Source organism: Streptococcus sp. HMSC065E03 (genome assembly GCF_001815045.1).
Classification (GTDB): Bacteria; Bacillota; Bacilli; order Lactobacillales; family Streptococcaceae; genus Streptococcus; species Streptococcus parasanguinis_AD.
Window position 1 is genome coordinate 12,004 of sequence record NZ_KV818846.1, and the last position, 20,412, is coordinate 32,415.

16 protein-coding genes are annotated in these 20,412 nt (G+C 42.7%); 15 read left to right on the plus strand and 1 reads right to left on the minus strand.

Annotated elements, in window-relative coordinates:
* Positions 1-226: 226 nt before the first annotated feature.
* The 4 genes from HMPREF3002_RS02360 (at position 227) to trxA (ending at position 4,275) form a co-directional block, all read left to right on the plus strand.
* The gene (locus tag HMPREF3002_RS02360; protein WP_070665116.1) at positions 227-2,890 is read left to right on the plus strand and encodes a Cna B-type domain-containing protein; all 2,664 of its coding nucleotides are present in this window, start codon (positions 227-229) and stop codon (positions 2,888-2,890) included.
* 262 nt (positions 2,891-3,152) lie between these two features.
* Positions 3,153-3,422, plus strand: coding sequence for a 30S ribosomal protein S15 (gene rpsO / locus HMPREF3002_RS02365; protein WP_003004251.1), 270 nt, complete (start codon positions 3,153-3,155; stop codon positions 3,420-3,422).
* A gap of 301 nt (positions 3,423-3,723) precedes the next feature.
* Complete coding sequence (locus HMPREF3002_RS02370) at positions 3,724-3,948, plus strand: DUF4649 family protein (RefSeq protein ID WP_003004724.1); 225 nt, start codon at positions 3,724-3,726, stop codon at positions 3,946-3,948.
* 12 nt (positions 3,949-3,960) lie between these two features.
* Positions 3,961-4,275: a thioredoxin gene (gene trxA, locus HMPREF3002_RS02375; protein WP_070665117.1), complete on the plus strand. Its 315-nt coding sequence runs from the start codon at positions 3,961-3,963 to the stop codon at positions 4,273-4,275.
* Between the two features lie 50 nt (positions 4,276-4,325).
* On the opposite strand, the gene pepF is transcribed toward trxA, so the two are convergent.
* Positions 4,326-6,122 carry an oligoendopeptidase F gene (gene pepF, locus HMPREF3002_RS02380; RefSeq protein WP_041818432.1) on the minus strand — a complete coding sequence of 599 codons (1,797 nt, stop codon included), beginning with the start codon at positions 6,120-6,122 and terminating at the stop codon, positions 4,326-4,328.
* A 330-nt stretch (positions 6,123-6,452) separates the two neighbouring features.
* Here pepF and HMPREF3002_RS02385 point away from each other — a divergent pair, with 330 nt between their 5' ends.
* The 11 genes from HMPREF3002_RS02385 to HMPREF3002_RS02435 all read left to right on the plus strand — a co-directional run bounded on the left by HMPREF3002_RS02385 (position 6,453) and on the right by HMPREF3002_RS02435 (position 20,403).
* A complete protein-coding gene (locus HMPREF3002_RS02385; RefSeq protein ID WP_049483820.1) occupies positions 6,453-7,418 on the plus strand; it encodes a hypothetical protein in 966 nt (321 codons plus the stop codon).
* A 47-nt stretch (positions 7,419-7,465) separates the two neighbouring features.
* Entirely contained in the window at positions 7,466-10,111 is a 2,646-nt protein-coding gene (locus HMPREF3002_RS02390; RefSeq protein ID WP_070665118.1) for an SEC10/PgrA surface exclusion domain-containing protein, read from the plus strand.
* Between the two features lie 78 nt (positions 10,112-10,189).
* Entirely contained in the window at positions 10,190-11,491 is a 1,302-nt protein-coding gene (locus HMPREF3002_RS02395) for a DUF6287 domain-containing protein (RefSeq protein ID WP_070665119.1), read from the plus strand.
* A 104-nt stretch (positions 11,492-11,595) separates the two neighbouring features.
* Positions 11,596-12,333 carry a hypothetical protein gene (locus HMPREF3002_RS02400; RefSeq protein ID WP_070665120.1) on the plus strand — a complete coding sequence of 246 codons (738 nt, stop codon included), beginning with the start codon at positions 11,596-11,598 and terminating at the stop codon, positions 12,331-12,333.
* Positions 12,334-12,792: 459 nt separating this feature from the next.
* Complete coding sequence (gene pnp / locus HMPREF3002_RS02405) at positions 12,793-15,015, plus strand: polyribonucleotide nucleotidyltransferase (RefSeq protein WP_070665122.1); 2,223 nt, start codon at positions 12,793-12,795, stop codon at positions 15,013-15,015.
* A gap of 24 nt (positions 15,016-15,039) precedes the next feature.
* Entirely contained in the window at positions 15,040-15,657 is a 618-nt protein-coding gene (cysE, locus tag HMPREF3002_RS02410) for a serine O-acetyltransferase (RefSeq protein WP_070665124.1), read from the plus strand.
* 12 nt (positions 15,658-15,669) lie between these two features.
* Positions 15,670-16,536: a GNAT family N-acetyltransferase gene (locus tag HMPREF3002_RS02415; protein WP_070665126.1), complete on the plus strand. Its 867-nt coding sequence runs from the start codon at positions 15,670-15,672 to the stop codon at positions 16,534-16,536.
* Positions 16,537-16,556: 20 nt separating this feature from the next.
* Positions 16,557-17,900: a cysteine--tRNA ligase gene (cysS, locus tag HMPREF3002_RS02420; RefSeq protein WP_070665128.1), complete on the plus strand. Its 1,344-nt coding sequence runs from the start codon at positions 16,557-16,559 to the stop codon at positions 17,898-17,900.
* Positions 17,893-18,291, plus strand: a complete 399-nt coding sequence (locus tag HMPREF3002_RS02425) for a Mini-ribonuclease 3 (protein WP_003004765.1) — start codon at positions 17,893-17,895, stop codon at positions 18,289-18,291. The genes cysS and HMPREF3002_RS02425 overlap by 8 nt, the downstream gene beginning before the upstream one ends.
* Complete coding sequence (locus HMPREF3002_RS02430; protein ID WP_070665130.1) at positions 18,288-19,148, plus strand: helix-turn-helix domain-containing protein; 861 nt, start codon at positions 18,288-18,290, stop codon at positions 19,146-19,148. The genes HMPREF3002_RS02425 and HMPREF3002_RS02430 overlap by 4 nt, the downstream gene beginning before the upstream one ends.
* A 124-nt stretch (positions 19,149-19,272) precedes the next feature.
* Entirely contained in the window at positions 19,273-20,403 is a 1,131-nt protein-coding gene (locus HMPREF3002_RS02435) for an ABC transporter ATP-binding protein (protein WP_003010064.1), read from the plus strand.
* Positions 20,404-20,412: the final 9 nt, after the last annotated feature.

The following is a 20,412-nucleotide window of genomic DNA, read 5'->3' on the forward strand; positions in this document are numbered from 1 at the left end:
AAATCGAATTCTAACGAATTACCGATTTCTGTCCTACTCTCTATTTTTTCTTTGTTTCAAAAAATTGTACTTAAAATACAAAAAGCATATATATTAGCTTGTCTTCTCAAAGTAAATCGATTATAATGAAGCAAGATAGGTTGTGTATAAATTCACAATATGTAGTGATAATTTTTCTACTCACATACCTTATCTAGTAAACGTAGAAAAAGGAGAAAAATCGTTTATGAAAAAGTGGCTCTATTCTGTTGTGACAACAGTTGCCCTATTTTTACTAGCGGCTTTAGGATTTGCCAAACCCAATAGTCCAGCTAAAGTCCATGCAGATACGATCAATGATGTTGTGACATCTGTAAACATCTCGAAATCAACTGGTGGAGCGATTACAGATCCACTCGGTGTTTGGGAGAGTTTTCAAGTTGAAGCAAACTTTGTGTTGCCAAATGGTCGTGTAAAAAAGGGAGATCAGACCGTTATCGAACTTGGAAATGATTTTAAAGTCTTTGAAACGGACACCATTGACCTGCTGGATCCAAGTGGTCAAAAAGTTGCGACAGCAACGGTAGACGATCAAAGAAAGGTCATCACGGTAACCTACACAGACTATCCTGAAAGAATGGCCAATGTGACAGGGAAACTGCGTTTCTTTGCGCGTGTAGACCACCAAGTCGTCAAAGGACAAAAGACACTTAATTTTACTCTTACGATCGATAAGAAAGTGATTTCGGGTGGGAATATCGATTACAAAGGGGTCAATCCAGGTGAGAATCCTCCTACTCCAGAAGTCTTTAGCAAGTGGGGGTGGACCAACTCAGATGATAAATTAAAATTGACCTATACCTTGAACATCAATCAAGGCCACACAGCCCTTCATAATATTGACATTAAAGACCAATTGGCCTTTACAGATGGTAAGATCAAAGCAGATTCTGTCAACATCCATACAGGAACTTGGCAGGTTAGTGATGAAGATGGCGCTTATCATTTAAAAAATACCACAAACGTCACCAAGAATTATTCCCCTGTTGTCAGCGCTGATGGTCGTTCTCTAACAGTTCATATTGGCGATCTAGCTCCTGAACAAGGAATGACGATTCGCTATGATGTCTATTTGGACAAGGTCCCAGCCATCAATACATCCTATAAAAACAATGCTAGCATGACAGCTACAGAAATCAAGGAGCAAAATAAGGTAGCAGACATTCTGTATCAGTTCCTTGATGGAGACTTCAATGGTGAGAAGTACTCCTTCACCATTCATAAAAAAGGTGAAAATGGTCAAGCGCTTGCCGGTGCCGTCTTTGCTGTGACAGCAGATGATACAGGTGAGCAAGTGGGAACCATTACGACAGATGAGAATGGTGTTGGCACCATTACGGGCTTGATCAAACAGGCTTATACGGTTCAAGAAATTCAAGCTCCAACAGGCTATGTTCTCTCTGAAGAACCTATCAAGATTAGCAAGGATGATTTTGGAAATGACCTTGCGATTTCTCGTGATGTTGTGAACCAAAAAGAAAAAACAAGTGTCTCTGGCCAAAAGACATGGAATGACAATGACAACCAAGATGGCAAGCGTCCATCAAAAATCACAGTCAATCTCCTAGCAAATGGTGTCAAAGTCGCTTCTAAAGAAGTGAAACCAGATGCAGCAGGAACTTGGGCTTATCATTTTGATAATCTCGATGTGGTCGATGATGCTGGCAATATTATTGCTTATACTGTTTCAGAAGAACCTGTTGAAGGTTATGAAACAACTATCGAAGGAACCAATATTACCAACACTCGTACACCAGAAGTTGTTGAAATTCCAGTAACGAAAGTTTGGAAGGACAATGACAACCAAGATGGCGTTCGTCCTGACAAGGTTACTGTTCGTCTCCTTGCAGATGGTACAGAAGTAGCTAGCCAAGAGCTAAGTGCAGCGACTGATTGGAAGACAGTCTTTACTAATCTTCCAAAATACAATCACGGTAAACAAATTGTCTACACAGTCACAGAAGACACAGTAGCCAATTACTCTGCTGCGATTGATGGAACAACCATTATCAATAGCTACAAGCCAGGTAAAACCAGCGTCACTGTTACAAAACGTTGGGAAGACAACAATGACCAAGATGGCAAACGTCCAAGCGCCATTAAGGTACAGCTCTATGCAGATGGCAAAGCTCAAGGAAAAGAAGTGGAACTTTCTGATAAAAATAACTGGACCCATACCTTTAGCAATTTGCCTCTAAAAGCGAAAGGCAAAGAGATCCAGTACCAAGTGAAAGAAGTTGGGATAGTCAAAGGCTATACTAGTACGGTCGATGACAGTAACAAGGGAAATGTAGTGATCACCAATAGCCGCACACCAGAAGTAACGGAAGTAGCGGTCAAGAAGATCTGGGATGATGCAGACAATAAAGATGGTCTTCGTCCTGAAAAAATCACAGTTCGTCTCCTTGCGGATGGTCAAGAAGTAGCTGTAAAAGAAATCACAGCTACTGATAATTGGCAGGCAAGCTTTACAGATCTACCTGTATACAAGGAAGGTAAGAAGATTGCCTACACGATTACAGAAGATCCAGTAGCAGGTTATACAAGCAACATTGATGGTTTCACGGTAACCAATCGTCATACACCACCAACAACACCTCCTACCACACCACCAAGCACACCGCCAACGACACCGCCAACAACTCCACCGACGACACCACCAACAACCCCACCAACAACGCCGCCAAGCACACCGGAAAAACCAGAAATTCCAACTACACCAAAAGAAGGAAAGAAAAAAATTCTTCCATCAACTGGTGAAGTTGTTGCTTACGGGTTGACCATACTCGGTGCCCTCTTAGCAATTTTTGCTTTGGCTTTGCTCTTGCGTGGTAAACGGAAAGAGAAATAAGCTTCATACCGAAAAAAGGCAAATATCCTAGAGATATTTGTCTTTTTGAATAAGTTACTTGAAGAATGATCCATCAAACCGTCCAAATTCCCAAGGTTCTTTTTAGAAAAGAGAAAAGCTCCTCTCAAAGGAAACATAAGTGTTTGACAGAAAGATGAAATCTTGGTAGAATAAGAAGGTCGAATAGACAACTAACTCTTTCTTGGTAGCAGGATATGCCAAACCTGCCACTCGGATAGAGCATAAAGAAAAGGAGCTTATCATGGCAATCTCAAAAGAGAAAAAAAATGAAATCATTGCACAATACGCACGTCACGAAGGTGACACTGGTTCAGTAGAAGTACAAGTTGCTGTCCTTACTTGGGAAATCAACCACTTGAACGAACACATCAAACAACACAAAAAAGACCACGCTACTTACCGTGGTTTGATGAAGAAAATCGGTCGCCGTCGTAACTTGTTGGCTTACCTTCGTACAAACGACGTTAACCGTTACCGTGAGTTGATCAACTCTCTTGGACTTCGTCGTTAATCTGCTCTATTTTTCACTTACGCTGCGTTGTCACCTTGCCTCGATATACTCGAGTATAATCTTAGGCTACGGTTCCTAGCATCGTAAGGTAAAATAGACCAGATCTATCTCCCTTCGGGGAGATTTTTTGTTTTCACTAGGATTTTAGCCCGAGCTCAAAACAGCCCTCTGAATTCAGAGGGCTTTTTTGTTGTCTTTTTGTTATTGAACGAGATCCATCATTCTGAGGAAGTCGTTTTGTTTGACAGATGTAATATCTAGAGTTACAATTGATACATCATAAGAAATAGAGGTTATTGCTATGATTGATATTACATATCTAGACGGTGCAAAACAAGAAAGAGTCATGCATTTTGATTCCTACGAAGAGTTTGAACGCTCCCAACAAGCCTGCTTGATTGGGGTAGCAGATTTTTATCCTGTTGTGAAACTGACCTATAATGGGCATGAATTGGATTACCAAGGGACTTACGGAGATGTCTTCTTCTATTTGATGAAGCAAGATTTGACGCAGTACCAAAACTAAAGGAGAAAGAAAATGACAAAAGCAATTACAGACGCAACATTTGAAGCAGAAACAAAAGAAGGTTTGGTCTTGGTAGACTTTTGGGCAACCTGGTGTGGTCCATGTCGCATGCAAGCTCCTATTTTAGAAAAATTATCGGAAGAGCTTTCGGAAGATGAGTTAAAAATCCTAAAAATGGATGTGGACGAAAATCCAGAAACAGCACGTGCTTTCGGTATTATGTCTATCCCAACCTTGCTCTTTAAAAAAGATGGACAGGTTGTTAAACAAGTAGCAGGAGTGCATACCGCAGCACAAATTAAGGCCATTGTGGCGGAGTTGAGTTAAAAAGCAAAAAAGCTAAAGAAGAATGAACCTTCTTTAGCTTTTTTTGAATTTTATTCTCCCAATTCTGCACTGTAAGCAATAATTTGATCGACAGTGTCTGAAAGGAATTGGATGGTATCGCGGAGTGGTTTGTCGGTTGAGATATCTGCTCCGATAATCATAGCTGATTCAAGTGGGGTCTTGCTGCCGCCTGATTTGAGAAGGTCCAGCCAATCTTTGGCTCCGTTTTCGGAGTTCTTCAAATGCAGGTAACCGGCTGTTGAGATAACTAGGCCAGCTGAGTAGGTATAGCTGTATAGCCCCATGTAGTAGTGGCTTTGGCGCATCCAGGTCAAAGCCGCGTCGTCATCGATTTCAACGGCGTCTCCCCAGAATTCGGTCAAGACTTCCTTCATAATGCTATTGAGCTTGCTAGCGCCGAAGGTACCACCTTCTTCGATCAAGGTGTAGACCTTGCGTTGGAAGGCTGCTTCCAGCAAGTGGGTGATGAAGTTGTGGAAGTAGGTATCTGTCAAGCGGTGAGCTAGGGCAAAGCGTTTTTGACGAGGATCGTCAAACTGGTGTTCCAAGTAGTCGCTGAGGAGGAGCTCGTTAAAGGTAGAAGGAGCTTCCACATAGTAGGTCGACATGTGGGCGTTGAAGTAGCTTTGGTTGTTATCTGAGAAGATAAATTGACCAGAGTGTCCGATCTCGTGGATCAGGGTATAAACATCGCTCATCCGTCCTGTCCAGCTCATGAGGACATAAGGATGGACGCGGTATGGGTCGGCTGCATAACCACCGGAATCCTTGCCTTCATTGGCCGCAAAGTCAACCCAGCGTTCAGTTTGGTAGCGGGCAATTTCGCGGGAGTATTCTTCCCCAAGAGGTGCTACAGATTTCATGACCAAATCATAAGCGTCATCAATGGTGACATCTGGGTTGAGTGCGCTGTCCAAATCCAACTTCCAATCAGCAAAGGTCATTTTCTCAAGGCCGTTGACCTTGGCCACGTGTTTGAGGAATTTTTGAGCGACCGGAGCGAAGTCCTTCATGATCAGGTCAATCTGACGGTCAAACATGGCACGATCTACTTCCTGCTCAGCCAAGAGATAGTCAAAGACAGAGTCGTAGCCCCGCATATCTGCAATCAGTTTTTCAGACTTGACTTGAGCTAGATAGGTAGCAGCAGCCGTGTTTTGGTGCTTGCGGAGACCTTCTGAGAAAGAACGAAAGGCTTTTTCACGAACTTCCGCATTCTCATGGTTTTGGTAGAAGTTTTCATAGGTGACAAAACTATTTTTGTAGACTTTTCCATCCACTTCGAAATCAGCCATTTCAAAGTCGCCTGCCCGCATCTTGGTGTAGATGTCTTGAGGTCCGTAGAAGACTTCCCCCAAGTTGGTCAATGTTTTTTCGACATCAGCTCCTAAGTAGTGAGCTTTTTTGATTTTAGCCTGACGAATAGCAAAAGTGAGGTGAGGGAGTTGCCCCAGGCGTTCGAGTACTTCTTCATCCGCTTCTACCAAAGCATCATCAAAGAAGGAAAGTTCAACGCTAGCCCAAGTTTCGAAATCCATCCCTGCTTGGGCAATTTCCGCAAAAGCTTCGTCGCCAAAGTCAGTGGTTTGTGGCATAAAGCTGTAGTTGCCAATGTGGCTGAGTTGGATCTGAATCTGTTCAAAGACCGCAAAGGCAGCTTCAAAGTCTTCAAAAGTGTGGAGGTTGCCCTTGTAGTTGCGGACAAATTCATTGATTTCTTCACGTGTTTTTTCAATGGCGCGCAAGAAGTCTTCCTGGTCTTGGTAGAGGGCTGTGAGGTCCCAGAGTTCGTTCTCGGGAAATTCAGAACGTTTTTTTAATTCCATAGTGTTCTCCTTTTGATCGGTGTTCTTCCTTAAGTATAGCAGAAAAAAGGACAGAAACATAGAGGGAGAGGGGAAAATGCTTGTGTAAAAATCTTGAAAAGAGCTGGAAAAAAGTTAAGATTAAAAAACTTAAGTCTAACCACTATATTTAGGTAAGGCATGGATTAGAATTTCGCTGATATACTAAGTACATCAGAGTATTGCATTTCATGCAATACTCAACACTAATGGCTCTAAAGAATATAAGGATTGTTTAATAATTTTTTGTGGCAATTCTTATATTCAAAATTTTAGTAAAATGTTGCTAATTAGTGATAGAGGAGGTTATTAATGGAAACAAGAGAAGAAATTGTCTCTAAATTAGAACTCATTCGTGAGAATATATTGGGATTTATTCAAGCTCGTTCACGTCAAGTTACACTTGTTAATCAAATGAGAACAGCCAAATTGATTCAACAAGATGAATATAACGATAACACATTGTCTCATAAATCCCTCAAGCTTGCTTTTTCAATTATGGTATTTTCAAGTATTTCGATACTATTAGGGGATTTATTGTATGTCATCTTACTTGGTGCTGTGAATCGATTAATCGGTGATATTATCTTTGAAGTTTTGTTCTTATCAGGATTTTTATTTTTATTGTTTCGTCGTATGAAAGGTTCAAAGGATAGTTGGATTTATCCAGCGACACTGATTATGGGAGGGATCCTACTTGTATTCCCTCTACGTTTACTTTTGACTCCTAATCCTATAACATTAATTCTACTTGGAGTGTCAATTGTAGCCACCTATTTCATCATTCAAAATAAGCTGGAATTAATGATTGCGTTTGTGAATAAAGGTATTCGTAATAAAAATGAACAGCATTTAAGAGATTACCAAGCAGTGGTTGCAGAAAATCAACGATTAGAATTGGCCTATCAGCAAGAGGGACGTTTGATGGAAAATTTCCGGAATCAAGCTGTAGCAATTGGTCAAGGATGGTACCCTAAGGATTATTACGCACTAGATGCAGTGAATTATCTAATTCACGCGTTTAATAACTTTAAAGCAGATAATATAAAAGAAGCGATTAATTTATATGATACATATTTAGACCGTGAAGCACGTCGAGCGTTTGAGGCAGAGATGATTGAACTTGAGAAAGAGCAGATTATTAATCAAGAACGAATGATCAAGCTTCAAGAACATGCAAATATTTTAAGTGCAAGACAAATTGCAGAAACACAAGAAGCGGCTGCTGCATCACGTGCTGTAGCAAGTGAACTTGAGAATATTCGTTATGGAAGATAAAAAATCCGGAAAATATAGGTAGGAAAGTAAATAGAAGGGATATAATTATGAATAAATCAACAAAGAAAAGTATTGCTATCGGTGCTACTATTATTGCTGCAACTGCTGTAACTTCAGTTGTACAAGCTGAGGAAACGACAGTTGCTCAACCGCATACAGAAACACCGGTAACTACTTCAAATATCGATAAGACTGCTGAGGTTACAAAAGAGGTAGTCGATACAGCAAGAGAGAAAGCTGATGAAACGGCTAAACAAGTAACGGAACAAGAAAAGGTTGTCAGTGTGGCAGATCAAAAGGCTAAAGAAGCTGAAGCTGCTGAAGAAACGGCTGCAGCAACCTATGAAAAAACAAAAGAAGTTGCGAAGGAAGCAACCCCTGAAAATATTGCCAAAGCTGAAGAAGCCATTAAAACAAAAGAGGCTGGGGTAAAATCAGCTGAAGAAAGTGTAAAAACGGCTGAAGAAGGTGTGAAATCAGCTGAGACAGCAGAAGCTGAATCAGAAAAAACTTATGAAGAAGCTACTAAAAAAGTAGAAGATGAAAAAGCAAAAGTCGCATCAGCCAAGGAAGAAGTTAAGAAGGCAGAACAAGCTCTAAATGAAACAACATTGACCAGAGCACAAGAAACAGTGACGATTGCGGGGAATAAAGTGAAAGATGCTGAGTCTGTGAATAAAGCAGCTCAAGACGAATTGACTCGCGCAAAAGACTTCGACGCATCTCGTCAAGCTAAAATTGATGAAACAAAATCAGCTCTCGATAAAGAACGCACTGAAAAGAACGTTCCTGCGCTTGAACAAGGTCTCGCTGATGCAAAAGCTAACGTAAAAGCAAAAGAAAAAGCTCTCGCTGAAACAAAAGCTAAAGCAGGTGTCGCTCAATCTGAAGTCGATGAAGCTCAAAAAGCACTTGACGAAGCAAACGCGGCTTATCAAGAAAAAGTCGCTAAATTGCAACAAGATGAAGCTCTCCGCAAAATCGTCATTCCTGCCGAATACGCAAAACACGATATCAAAGATTACGATTGGTTCATCGCTCATCAAGATGAGTTCATGAAATTGCAACCAGAAATCGACTGGGATGCTTATAGCCAAACAGGCATTGGCTCTAATAAAGAAGTCGTCGATCTTGCAAATCTTACATCAGCTCAACGTAAAGAACTTGCTGAATTTACGGCTCAAATGTTGAATGACCTTAACCAACAATATTGGTCTAAACGCGAACCAGGTAAAACAATAGAACCTCTTCAATTGACAGTAGGTGGTCAAGAAATGGCTGACACTATCGCTCATGGATATTCTAAGTTCTATGCGGATAATGGAGGGACACCAGATAAGTTTAATTTTCTTAAAAATTGGGAACACCTATCTTCAATTCTTGGACAATACGGTGCGGGAGAATCTCTTGGGGGACTTTTACCAGAATGGCATAAAGAAAACTTTGACGGATACACTATGTTAAATATCAAACAAGACATTGCGAGCGCAATCCGTAAAATGATGTTTGCCGATGGTGACCAATCTAACGGTCACACAAAACATTTAATCACACTTCAAGGAACTGGTATTGGTATCGGTATAAGTTCTGGTGCGGTTCACATTTTGTCAACAAGCCGTGCTATGAACGAAGATAAGGCAGACTATATTAGTACTGATGCTGAATACAAATCCTCCCTTACTTCTTCGATTGCAGAGAAAGAACAAGCACTTCAGGCAGCAAAAGATAAGAAAATAGCAGCGGATAAAGCCGTTAAATCTGCTGAAAATGATCTTGCTTCTGCAAAATCAGCTCAAGTTGACGCTCAAACAAAATTGAACGCTGCTCAAAATGCTATTGCTAAAGCTCAAAAAGCATACGATGACGCGCTTGCGGTCAAAGAACAAACTCCAGCAGCTCAAGCTAAAGTAGTTGAAACTGCAAAAGCTCTTGAAACAGCTAAAGATGAACTTGCAACAGCTAAATCAAATCTTGCAAACTTGCAACAAGTTCGTGCACAACGCGAATCTGATTTAAAAGACGCTAAAGCTAAATTGGTTGCTCAAGAAGAAGATCTTAAACTTGCTCTTAAAACAGCAATCGACGCTGAAAACGATTTGAAAGCAAAAGGTCTTGCAACAACTGAAGCTAAAGCTAAAGTTGAACGTGCTAAACAAGCTGTCAAATCAGCAGAACAAGCCGTACAAGACGCAAAAGATTATCTTGAATTGCTCAAGAATGCTCCTACAAAACTTGCTGAAGCTGAAAAAGCACTAACTGAAGCAAAAGCTAAAACAGCTGAAGCTAAAGCAACTCTTGAAACAGAAGTTGCAAAACTTGAAGCTTTGAAAGTAAAAGCGAAAGTGGCTCAAGAAGATTACACTCGCGTCTTCGAAGCTTATCAAAAACTCGTTAAAGCGAAACAATTGGAAGAAGCAATTCGTCTCGAACAAGAACGTATCAAACACGAAGAAGAAACTCGTCACAACGAACCAGTTCGTCATGAATCCACTCAAAACAAAGTGATGAAGACAATCGTCCCAATCGTAACAGGAACTCCTGGTGCAAACACACCAGTTGCAGCTCAAGAAGAACAAGCAAATATGAAGAAATTGCCATCAACTGGTGGAACTACAAGTACACTTGGACTTATGGGGCTAGCAATGGCAGCTCTAGGTTTTGTTGGATTGAAACGCAAACGCGAATCAAAATAAAAATTCTATTTAGGCTGGGGAAACCCAGCCTAAAATGATATAATTTTAAGAAAAAGATAGTTAAATGGGGAATTTTTTATGAAAAAGGTTATGATTACACTATTAGCAGGTGCATCCGTGCTATCTCTAGTAGCTTGCACGCCCAAACGTTATGAACGCCAAAGCAAACCGAAAACGGCAAGCTCTTCGTCGGTCAAAAAAGAGAAGAAGGATACAGGTCAAAAGCACTATCAAGAGGTATTAGATCGCTATAAGTCTTATGCGGTTGCCATTAATACTAAGGACCAAACGGCTTTACAAAATGAACTGAAGAAGATCGAAGCAACTTCAGAAGAATATGCGTATGTCTTTAACCTTCAAACACTTGGGAGTACCAATGAGTGGCAATATGCTTTTGAGGATCTTAATCGTGATGGTAATGACGAACTGCTGATAGGGGATGGCAAAACGATTGCTGCTGTGTATTATTTGAAAGATAACCAGCCAACCTTGCTCCATGTAGCCTATGTAGCTTCTGCAGGTGGCTATCGCTCCAGCTTAGATGTTTTTGACAATGGGCAAATCGTCTACGCCACTTGGCAATCCCTTAATCCAGAAATGGAATTGACCCTTTATTCGCTAGGAAAAGGGGAAGCCAAGGAAGAAAAGAAAGCAACCATTCAAATTGGTGGAAACCAAACAGCAGAGCAAGCTCTTGGGATTTCAGCTAAGAAGTTGAACCTCAGTAAGCTAGACTGGAAAAAATTTGATGGTTCAGGGGATTCCAAATCAACAGCTAAAGCCGAAGAGAAAAAATCGGAAAGCTTCCAAGTGCAAGTCAGTGTGTCGGATCTCCGTATTCGAAAAGAGCCCTCAACCTCAGCTCCATCTGCAGGAATGATCGCAAAAGGAATTCACACCATTACGGAAACCGTAGAGGCAGATGGTCATACTTGGGGCAAATTGGAATCTGGACAAGGCTGGATCGCCCTTGAATTCACAACGCGGGTGGATGGTTCTAAATCAGTGAGCTCAAGTAAGAAAAGCAGCGGAATGAATATTCAAGAAATTCAGAACGGTGATTTTTCAAGTATTGCAGGGACCTGGAGAAATGGGAAAGGAATGAGTGTAACATTTGATGATAACGGTATATCAAAGATAAATGGTGCACCAACAGATCAGGTTGTAGACCGCTTTAATCATGAATTTGGATACTTAAGTAGTAGTGTTCATTCAACTGCCCCAGCTGGTGCTTCAGCAATGAGTTTTTTCCCAGCAGGTCAAGAGTTTCCTGCATCATTAAAATATGGAAATTTTTCTGTTGATAATAGTAAGGATATTATTTATTGGGGTCAGAATGTTATTTCAGATCAAAGCGACTTGTTCTATAAGGAAGACTAAAAAAGGTTAGAAAAACAAAAAATTATATTTGCTAGTGGTCTCTTCATTGATACTGAGTAAATAGATTTCCTTTGATAGACTAGGATAAAAAAATAGGAGATATTGTGAAAAAATTTATTATTTTATTCTTAACAGTTGGTTCGGTAATTTCCCTAGCAGCCTGCGCCCCAAAACGCTATGAGCGTAAGCACAGCCCGGTGGGGGCTTCATCGGTCAAAAAATCATCTGACAAAGCCCGAGAAAAAGAGCAAACAGAAGAAGCTAAGTCAGATGAACATGATAAAGAAGCCATTGGGACCTTATCAAAAGCAGACCAAGCGGATATCTATTCGATCATTGAAAACAGTGCGTCTTTGACCTATTCACTTCAGGTGCAACCGACTCGTTTGCTGGAGTTGAACAATGATCACGGTGCAGTTGATGGTTACCCACAAGACATGTTCATTGATTACTACAATACCTACACGCCGGGAACTTATAATTTGCAAGATGTCATTAATAAATTGAATGCTGAAGAGACCTCGGACTCTATCCGTAGTCTGTCACAAGACCAGCTGATCCAACTGACAAACGAAAAGAAGGACGGCTGGATCTATTCGACAAAAGACAAGGCCTTCTACGAAATTGTAGCTGGTGGTCGTGGCGGAGCGATGCCACCGATGGAAATTCCTTCACCGGATGAATGGGTGGTCAATGAAGATTCAGTTGAAGTGACAACGACTATCCAAGGCACTTCCGATCCATACAGACGTTTTGTCTTGAAACGCAACAACAAGAACTACAAGGGTGGAACCCACAAAACACGCTTTTATGTCGACAGCACTGAATTCGTGAAATCGTAAAAATAATCAAAAGCTATATCTAGCTCTAAAATTTTTATATAGAACTTGCTGAAGATTCACAGAAAAAGGCCCTCAAAGCCTTTTTCTTTTGGGCTTGAATATGTTAAAATAAAAGGTATACGTGCTTGGATACAAAGATGAGGATATAACAAACAGATAGGCTGCGTCAATCGAATGCTATCATGCGTAATTGAACCCGCCTACAACTCTGTGGAAAAAGATAAATCTACCTAGGAGCGTTCGCTCCGTCGTTCGATTTCCTATTTTCCTTTGAGTTGCTTAACGGCTTAGTATCTTGATAGTTGAACACGGGCTAAATCCCTAGTGAAAAAGATAGATTTCCTAGTGTGCGTGGCACACTGCGTCAATCTCCTATTTTCATACGGGATTCTTCACGCCCTTTGTATCCTGATTTTTGTAGGCAAGTCGTATAATTTTATCAATCCAAAGGGGATTACAATGACAAAACAAGTGTTTCAAACGACTTTTGCGGGTCGTGAGTTAATCGTAGAGACTGGTCAGGTTGCCAAGCAAGCAAATGGCTCTGTTGTCGTGCGTTATGGTGAGTCAACTGTCTTGACGGCAGCTGTCATGTCTAAGAAAATGGCAACTGGGGATTTCTTCCCACTTCAAGTCAACTACGAAGAAAAAATGTATGCGGCTGGGAAGTTTCCTGGTGGCTTTATGAAACGGGAAGGTCGTCCTTCTACAGATGCGACCTTGACAGCGCGTTTGATTGACCGTCCGATCCGTCCAATGTTTGCGGAAGGTTTCCGTAACGAAGTGCAAGTCATCAACACAGTCCTTTCTTACGATGAAAATGCCTCTGCCCCAATGGCAGCCATGTTTGGTTCATCATTGGCACTTTCTATCTCAGATATTCCGTTTGACGGACCAATCGCTGGGGTACAAGTAGGCTATGTTGACGGGGAAATCATCATCAACCCAACGCAAGAACAAGCAGAGCGCTCGCTTCTTGAATTGACAGTAGCTGGTACCAAACACGCTATCAACATGGTAGAGTCTGGTGCCAAAGAATTATCAGAAGAAATCATGTTGGAAGCTCTTCTCAAAGGGCACGAAGCCGTTAAAGAATTGATTGCTTTCCAAGAAGAAATCGTTGCGGCAGTTGGGAAAGAAAAAGCAGAAGTTGAATTGCTTCATGTAGATGCTGACTTGCAGGCTGAAATTATCGCAGCTTATAACAGCGACCTTCAAAAAGCAGTTCAAGTTGAAGAAAAATTGGCGCGTGAAGCTGCGACTCAAGCTGTTAAAGACCAAGTCACAGCAGTTTACGAAGAAAAATATGCAGACCACGAAGAGTTTGATCGCATCATGCGCGACGTGGCTGAAATCTTGGAACAAATGGAACACGCAGAAGTGCGCCGTTTGATCACAGAAGACAAGGTTCGTCCGGATGGTCGTAAGGTCGATGAAATCCGTCCCTTGGATGCACAAGTGGACTACCTTCCTCGCGTGCACGGTTCAGGTCTCTTTACGCGTGGACAAACGCAAGCCCTTTCTGTCTTGACCTTGGCACCAATGGGTGAAACGCAAATCATCGATGGTTTGGATCCTGAGTACAAGAAACGCTTTATGCACCACTATAACTTCCCACAATACTCGGTTGGTGAAACAGGTCGTTACGGTGCGCCTGGTCGTCGTGAAATTGGTCACGGTGCTCTTGGTGAGCGTGCCCTTGCTCAAGTCTTGCCAAGCTTGGAAGAATTCCCATATGCCATTCGTCTAGTAGCAGAAGTATTGGAATCAAATGGTTCTTCATCTCAAGCATCTATCTGTGCGGGAACACTTGCCCTTATGGCTGGTGGTGTGCCAATCAAGGCGCCAGTAGCTGGTATTGCTATGGGTCTGATCTCAGATGGAAACAACTATACAGTATTGACAGATATCCAAGGTTTGGAAGACCACTTTGGAGATATGGACTTTAAGGTTGCAGGTACACGTGATGGGATTACCGCCCTTCAAATGGATATCAAGATCCAAGGGATCACTGCAGAAATTTTGACTGAAGCACTTGCTCAAGCCAAGAAAGCTCGTTTTGAAATCCTTGACGTGATTGAAGCAACCATTCCAGAAGTGCGTCCAGAATTGGCACCAACTGCTCCAAAAATTGATACCATCAAGATTGATGTCGACAAGATTAAGATTGTCATCGGTAAGGGTGGAGAAACCATCGATAAGATCATCGCTGAAACAGGCGTTAAGATTGATATCGACGAAGAAGGAAACGTGTCTATCTACTCGAGCGATCAAGATGCGATTAACCGTGCTAAGGAAATCATTGCTGGTTTGGTGCGTGAAGCGAAGGTGGATGAAGTCTACCATGCCAAAGTGGTTCGGATCGAGAAATTCGGAGCCTTTGTCAACCTCTTTGACAAGACAGATGCCCTCGTTCATATCTCTGAAATGGCTTGGACGCGCACCAACCGTGTCGAAGACTTGGTAGCGATTGGCGATGAAGTGGATGTGAAGATTATCAAGATTGACGAAAAAGGTCGTGTCGATGCTTCTATGAAAGCACTATTGCCACGTCCGCCAAAACCTGAACATTCAGAAGAAAAAGATGAAAAGGGTCCTCGCCACGGCGATCGTCCTCGTCACCACAATAAAGACCACAAACCTAAAAAAGACTTTACCATTACACAAAAAGATTCAGAATAATCATTAGAAAAGGAGGAGCACGGTATGGGATGGTGGCGTGAAACCATTGATATTGTAAAAGAAAATGACCCAGCAGCACGTACCTCGCTGGAGGTCCTCTTGACCTATCCAGGCGTTAAAGCGTTAGCTGCTCACCGTGTTTCTCACTTTTTGTGGAATCATGGCTTTAAGCTTCTAGCTCGGATGCACAGTCAGTTCTGGCGCTTTTGGACCCAGATCGAAATCCATCCAGGAGCGACCATTGCTTCGGGTGTCTTCATCGACCATGGAGCGGGCCTCGTTATCGGGGAAACAGCCATTGTTGAAAAAGGCGTCATGCTCTACCACGGGGTGACCCTTGGGGGAACAGGAAAGGATGTCGGCAAACGCCATCCGACGGTACGTGAGGGAGCCTTGGTCTCCGCCCATGCTCAAGTCATCGGCCCGGTGGAAATCGGAGCCAAGGCCAAAGTCGGAGCGGGAGCTGTCGTCGTCTCAGATGTACCAAGTGATGTGACCGTTGTCGGTGTTCCAGCCAAGATTGTGCGGGTGCACGGTCGAAAAGACGAACCAGTCATTCACCAAGAAGAAGAAAAACGCGAATACTACATGAACAAGCTGGAGCAAGCTAAGGAAGCTAGCCATCGGTCTTCGAGCTTGTAAGGAGATCGCTACGTGATTCAATCAACCAATACATTGAATGACCACCAACTACTGGAAGCAAAGGCCCTTATTGCCATCTGTCAGAAGTATGACGGAACGTTTCGGGATCCTTATCTCTCCAATATGCTCAATTTTGACCCCGATATGCTGGCCTTTTTCCTTTATTATGAAAAAGGTGAACTTGTTGGCCTATTAACCGTCTATGCGGATGATCAAGATGTGGATGTGGCGATCCTGGTCCATCCTAATTATCGTCGTCAGGGAATTGCGCGTGCTTTGTATGGAAGTTTTGAGAAAGAAACGGCATCTTATCCAATTGAGTCTGTGACTTTTCAGACAGAACGTATTTTTTTAGAGAATCATCCTGATTTTGCCAGCAATTGGGGACTGGACGAGGATGAAGAGACAGAAACCTGGTTAGGACGTGATCGAACCGCTTATGCATTAGATTCCCGTTCGGATGTCGATGTGCTCTTGGCAGAACCTTCTTATCTTGAAGCCATTGCCCAGCTCCACCACCAAACCTTTTCAGATGAAGTGGAAGCACCGGAAGTGAGCCACAGATACATTTCAGAGGCTTTAAAGGATCCTGATAGTCTGCTGTACATATTACTCAAAGAAGGTCAAGTGATTGGCGTTTGTACGGTCGATGTATCTGGAAAATGCAATTACCTTTATGGACTTGCGATTGCTGAAGTCCATCGTGGGCAAGGTTACGGAAGCTATCTGGCAAAATCCCTCGTCAACCAAGTCATTGAGCAAAATGATAAGGCATTTCAGATTGCCGTGGAAGACAGCAATGTAGGTGCCAAACGCTTGTATGAAAAGATTGGCTTTGTCAAACAGACTCAGGTGGTTTATTTGAAGCCAAAAGAGTAGAAACAGAAAGGAAATGAAGCGTGTTAAAAATTTATGATACCATGTCTCGTGATTTGCGAGAATTTATCCCCATCGAGGAAGGAAAGGTCCGCATGTATGTTTGTGGGCCAACGGTTTACAACTATATCCACGTAGGGAATGCCCGCTCAACAGTGGCCTTTGACACGATTCGTCGCTACTTTGAGTATCGTGGCTACGAAGTTGCCTACATTTCCAACTTTACAGATGTGGATGATAAGATCATTAACCGTGCCAAAGAAGAAGGCATTACGCCACAGGAAGTGGCAGACAAGTATATTGCGGCTTTCCGTGAGGATGTGACAGCTCTTGGCGTGAAACCTGCAACCCGCCACCCTCGTGTGGTCGAGTTTATGGATGACATCATCCGGTTTGTCGCTGACTTGATCGAAAAAGGCTATGCCTACGAGAGCCAAGGGGATGTTTATTTCCGTGTGGAAAAATCCCACAACTATGCCAAGTTGGCTAATAAAACTCTAGAAGACTTAGAGCTAGGAGCTTCTGGTCGGACAGATGAGGAAACAGCTCGCAAGGAAAATCCAGTCGACTTTGCCCTTTGGAAAGCTGCCAAACCAGGTGAGATTTCTTGGGACAGCCCTTGGGGACCTGGTCGTCCGGGTTGGCACATCGAGTGTTCGGTCATGTCAACGGGGATTTTAGGGGATACTATTGATATCCACGGTGGTGGAGCTGACCTTGAGTTTCCGCATCATACCAACGAAATTGCTCAGTCTGAAGCTAAAACAGGCAAGACTTTTGCCAATTACTGGATGCACAATGGCTTTGTCAATATTGATAATGTCAAGATGTCCAAGTCCTTAGGCAACTTTATCACTGTGCATGATGCATTGAAGACTATCGACGGCCAAGTGCTTCGCTTCTTCTTTGCGACCCAGCACTACCGCAAGCCCATTAACTTCACAGAAAAAGCAGTGCGCGATGCGGAGACCAACCTCAAGTATTTGAAAAATACCTATGAGCAACCGTTCACAGGAGAAGTGGATCCAGCAGACTTACAAAGCTTTGTGGACAAGTTTATCGCGGCTATGGATGAAGATATCAATGCGGCAAACGGCATCACTGTCGTCTTTGAATTGGCTAAATGGATCAATTCAGGTCACTACAATCAAGACGTCAAGGATGCCTTGACCAAGATGTTAGAAGTCTTTGGAGTGGTTTTTGTCGAAGAAGTCTTGGATGCAGATATTGAAGCCTTGATCGCTGAACGTCAGGAAGCGCGTGCTAAGAAAGATTTTGCGCGTGCAGATGCTATTCGTGATGAATTGGCTGCGCAAGGAATCAAGCTCTTGGATACAAAAGAAGGTGTAAGGTGGACACGTGATTGATGTCAATCTGATTAATGGGATTGCCCTTGCCTTTGAAGGGGATGCGGTTTATTCCATGTATATTCGCAGACACCTGATTTTTCAAGGGATGACCAAGCCCAATAAGCTTCACCAGGCTGCCACCCGCTATGTCTCTGCTAGAGCTCAGGCCAGCTTGATTGAAAGCATGCTGGAGCAAGAAATTCTGACAGAAAAAGAGTTGGAGATCTACAAGCGCGGTCGTAATACCAATAGCCATACCAAGGCTAAAAATGCGGATGTCGTGACTTATCGGATGTCGACAGGCTTTGAGGCTGTCATGGGCTATCTCCATATGACGGGGGAGCTCTCTCGTCTAGAAGAGCTGATTGACTGGTGCATCCAGCAAGTAGAAGAAGGAAGAAAGCAGTGAAAAATATCAGAGAGTGGTTTCCTCATGCAGAGGTGACGGATCAAGCCAATCCACCAGCTGGTTATGTAGCCATTCCCCTTCAGGCTCATCAATGGTTGCTGTTGAAGGAAGAAGAACTAACCGAGCGAGAAAAACAATTGATTTCCTGGTTGGGCGGTGAAGAAGAGGTTGCCCCCAATCCTTGGTACCAGTACCTGATCGATGGAAAGGGAGAAGCCCCTCAAGTCATCAAAAAAATGCAGCTCGTCTATTGCCACATCTCGCATTCAACAGCGGAAGGGACAGCTTCTTGGTTAGAGATGATGCAGACACTCTTGCCCAACTTCCGAGCAACCTTGCAACTGAGTGGGCAGGACTATGTGCTCATTCTGGACCAAGACCGGTCTTTACCTGTGGCCGATATCTTAAAAGATACTGTCTCTGCCATGGAGTATGACTTCAATATTCGTTTATCTATCCTGGTCGGGCAAGTATGGACCGAGTCTAAAGACGGGAAAGTGTCTCCTGTCATCCGAGCAGAACAGGCGGTCTTTCGAGCTTGGATTCGAGAGGGCCATCAAGGTGTCTATCGCTTTTCTCAACTCTATCTGTGGGGAATCGAGCAGGCAGATTTGGATCTCACTCCAATCAAGGCAAGTTTGCATCAGTTGATTGAAAGTCAAGATCAATTGCAAGACATCATTGTTGCTCTTTGGGACAATGGGGCAGTCGTCACCAAGGCCGCCCAGCAACTCTATCTCCACCGCAATTCGCTCCAATACAAGATTGACAAGTGGGAGGAGTTGACGGGTCTTCAGTTGAAAAATCTGACAGATCTAGCCCTGTGCTATCATTTGGTCTTACAAGATGTGATTTAAACGGAATCAATCCAGAGTTTTGTGCAACTTGCACAAAACTCTTTTTCTTTTTTGTGAGACTTGCCATAGATTTGTAAAACGTTTTCATTTACAATAGAACTATAAAAATCAAAGGAGTACCATCATGGTAGAATTGAATCTTAGTCACATTTATAAAAAATATCCAAATAGCGAACATTACTCAGTTGAAGACTTCAACTTGGACATCAAAGACAAAGAATTTATCGTTTTCGTAGGTCCTTCAGGATGTGGTAAATCAACGACTCTTCGTATGATCGCTGGTCTTGAAGACATCACAGAAGGTGAATGTTCCATCGATGGCACTGTTGTAAACAACGTGGCACCTAAAGACCGTGATATCGCCATGGTATTCCAAAACTACGCTCTTTACCCACACATGACTGTGTACGATAACATGGCATTTGGTTTGAAATTGCGTAAATACAGCAAGGAAGATATCGACAAACGTGTACAAGAAGCAGCTGAAATCCTTGGCTTGAAAGAATTCTTGGATCGTAAACCAGCTGACCTTTCTGGTGGTCAACGTCAACGTGTGGCCATGGGTCGTGCCATTGTCCGTGATGCAAAAGTGTTCTTGATGGACGAACCTTTGTCAAACTTGGATGCTAAACTTCGTGTATCCATGCGTGCTGAAATTGCGAAAATCCACCGTCGTATCGGAGCTACAACAATCTACGTAACCCACGACCAAACAGAAGCGATGACATTGGCTGACCGTATCGTTATTATGTCTGCTACTAAAAACCCAGCTGGTACAGGTACTATCGGACGTGTAGAACAAATCGGTACTCCGCAAGAAGTGTATAAGAACCCTGTGAATAAATTCGTAGCTGGATTCATCGGAAGCCCTGCCATGAACTTCATTAACGTGAAATTGGAAGGTGGACACATCGTTGCCAATGGATTGAACTTGAAAGTTCCAGAAGGTGCTTTGAAAGTCTTGAAAGAAAAAGGCTATGATGGTAAAGAATTGATCTTTGGTATCCGTCCAGAAGACGTGAATACAGAAGCTGCTTTCCTTGAAACATTCCCAGAATCAGTCGTGAAAGCAACCATCTCTGTATCTGAGTTGCTTGGTTCAGAATCTCACTTGTACTGCCAAGTTGGTGACAACGAATTCATCGCTAAAGTAGATGCACGTGACTACCTTGGAACTGGTGAAACCATCGAACTTGGATTTGACTTGAACAAAGCTCACTTCTTCGACAAAGAAACTGAAAAAACAGTATACTAATACGTACTG

Coding starts and splice junctions, on each gene's coding strand:
- HMPREF3002_RS02360 (WP_070665116.1), top strand. CDS start 227: ATGAAAAAGTGGCTCTATTCTGTTGTGACAACAGTTGCCCTATTTTTA.
- rpsO (WP_003004251.1), top strand. CDS start 3,153: ATGGCAATCTCAAAAGAGAAAAAAAATGAAATCATTGCACAATACGCA.
- HMPREF3002_RS02370 (WP_003004724.1), top strand. CDS start 3,724: ATGATTGATATTACATATCTAGACGGTGCAAAACAAGAAAGAGTCATG.
- trxA (WP_070665117.1), top strand. CDS start 3,961: ATGACAAAAGCAATTACAGACGCAACATTTGAAGCAGAAACAAAAGAA.
- pepF (WP_041818432.1), bottom strand. CDS start 6,122: ATGGAATTAAAAAAACGTTCTGAATTTCCCGAGAACGAACTCTGGGAC.
- HMPREF3002_RS02385 (WP_049483820.1), top strand. CDS start 6,453: ATGGAAACAAGAGAAGAAATTGTCTCTAAATTAGAACTCATTCGTGAG.
- HMPREF3002_RS02390 (WP_070665118.1), top strand. CDS start 7,466: ATGAATAAATCAACAAAGAAAAGTATTGCTATCGGTGCTACTATTATT.
- HMPREF3002_RS02395 (WP_070665119.1), top strand. CDS start 10,190: ATGAAAAAGGTTATGATTACACTATTAGCAGGTGCATCCGTGCTATCT.
- pnp (WP_070665122.1), top strand. CDS start 12,793: ATGACAAAACAAGTGTTTCAAACGACTTTTGCGGGTCGTGAGTTAATC.
- cysE (WP_070665124.1), top strand. CDS start 15,040: ATGGGATGGTGGCGTGAAACCATTGATATTGTAAAAGAAAATGACCCA.
- HMPREF3002_RS02435 (WP_003010064.1), top strand. CDS start 19,273: ATGGTAGAATTGAATCTTAGTCACATTTATAAAAAATATCCAAATAGC.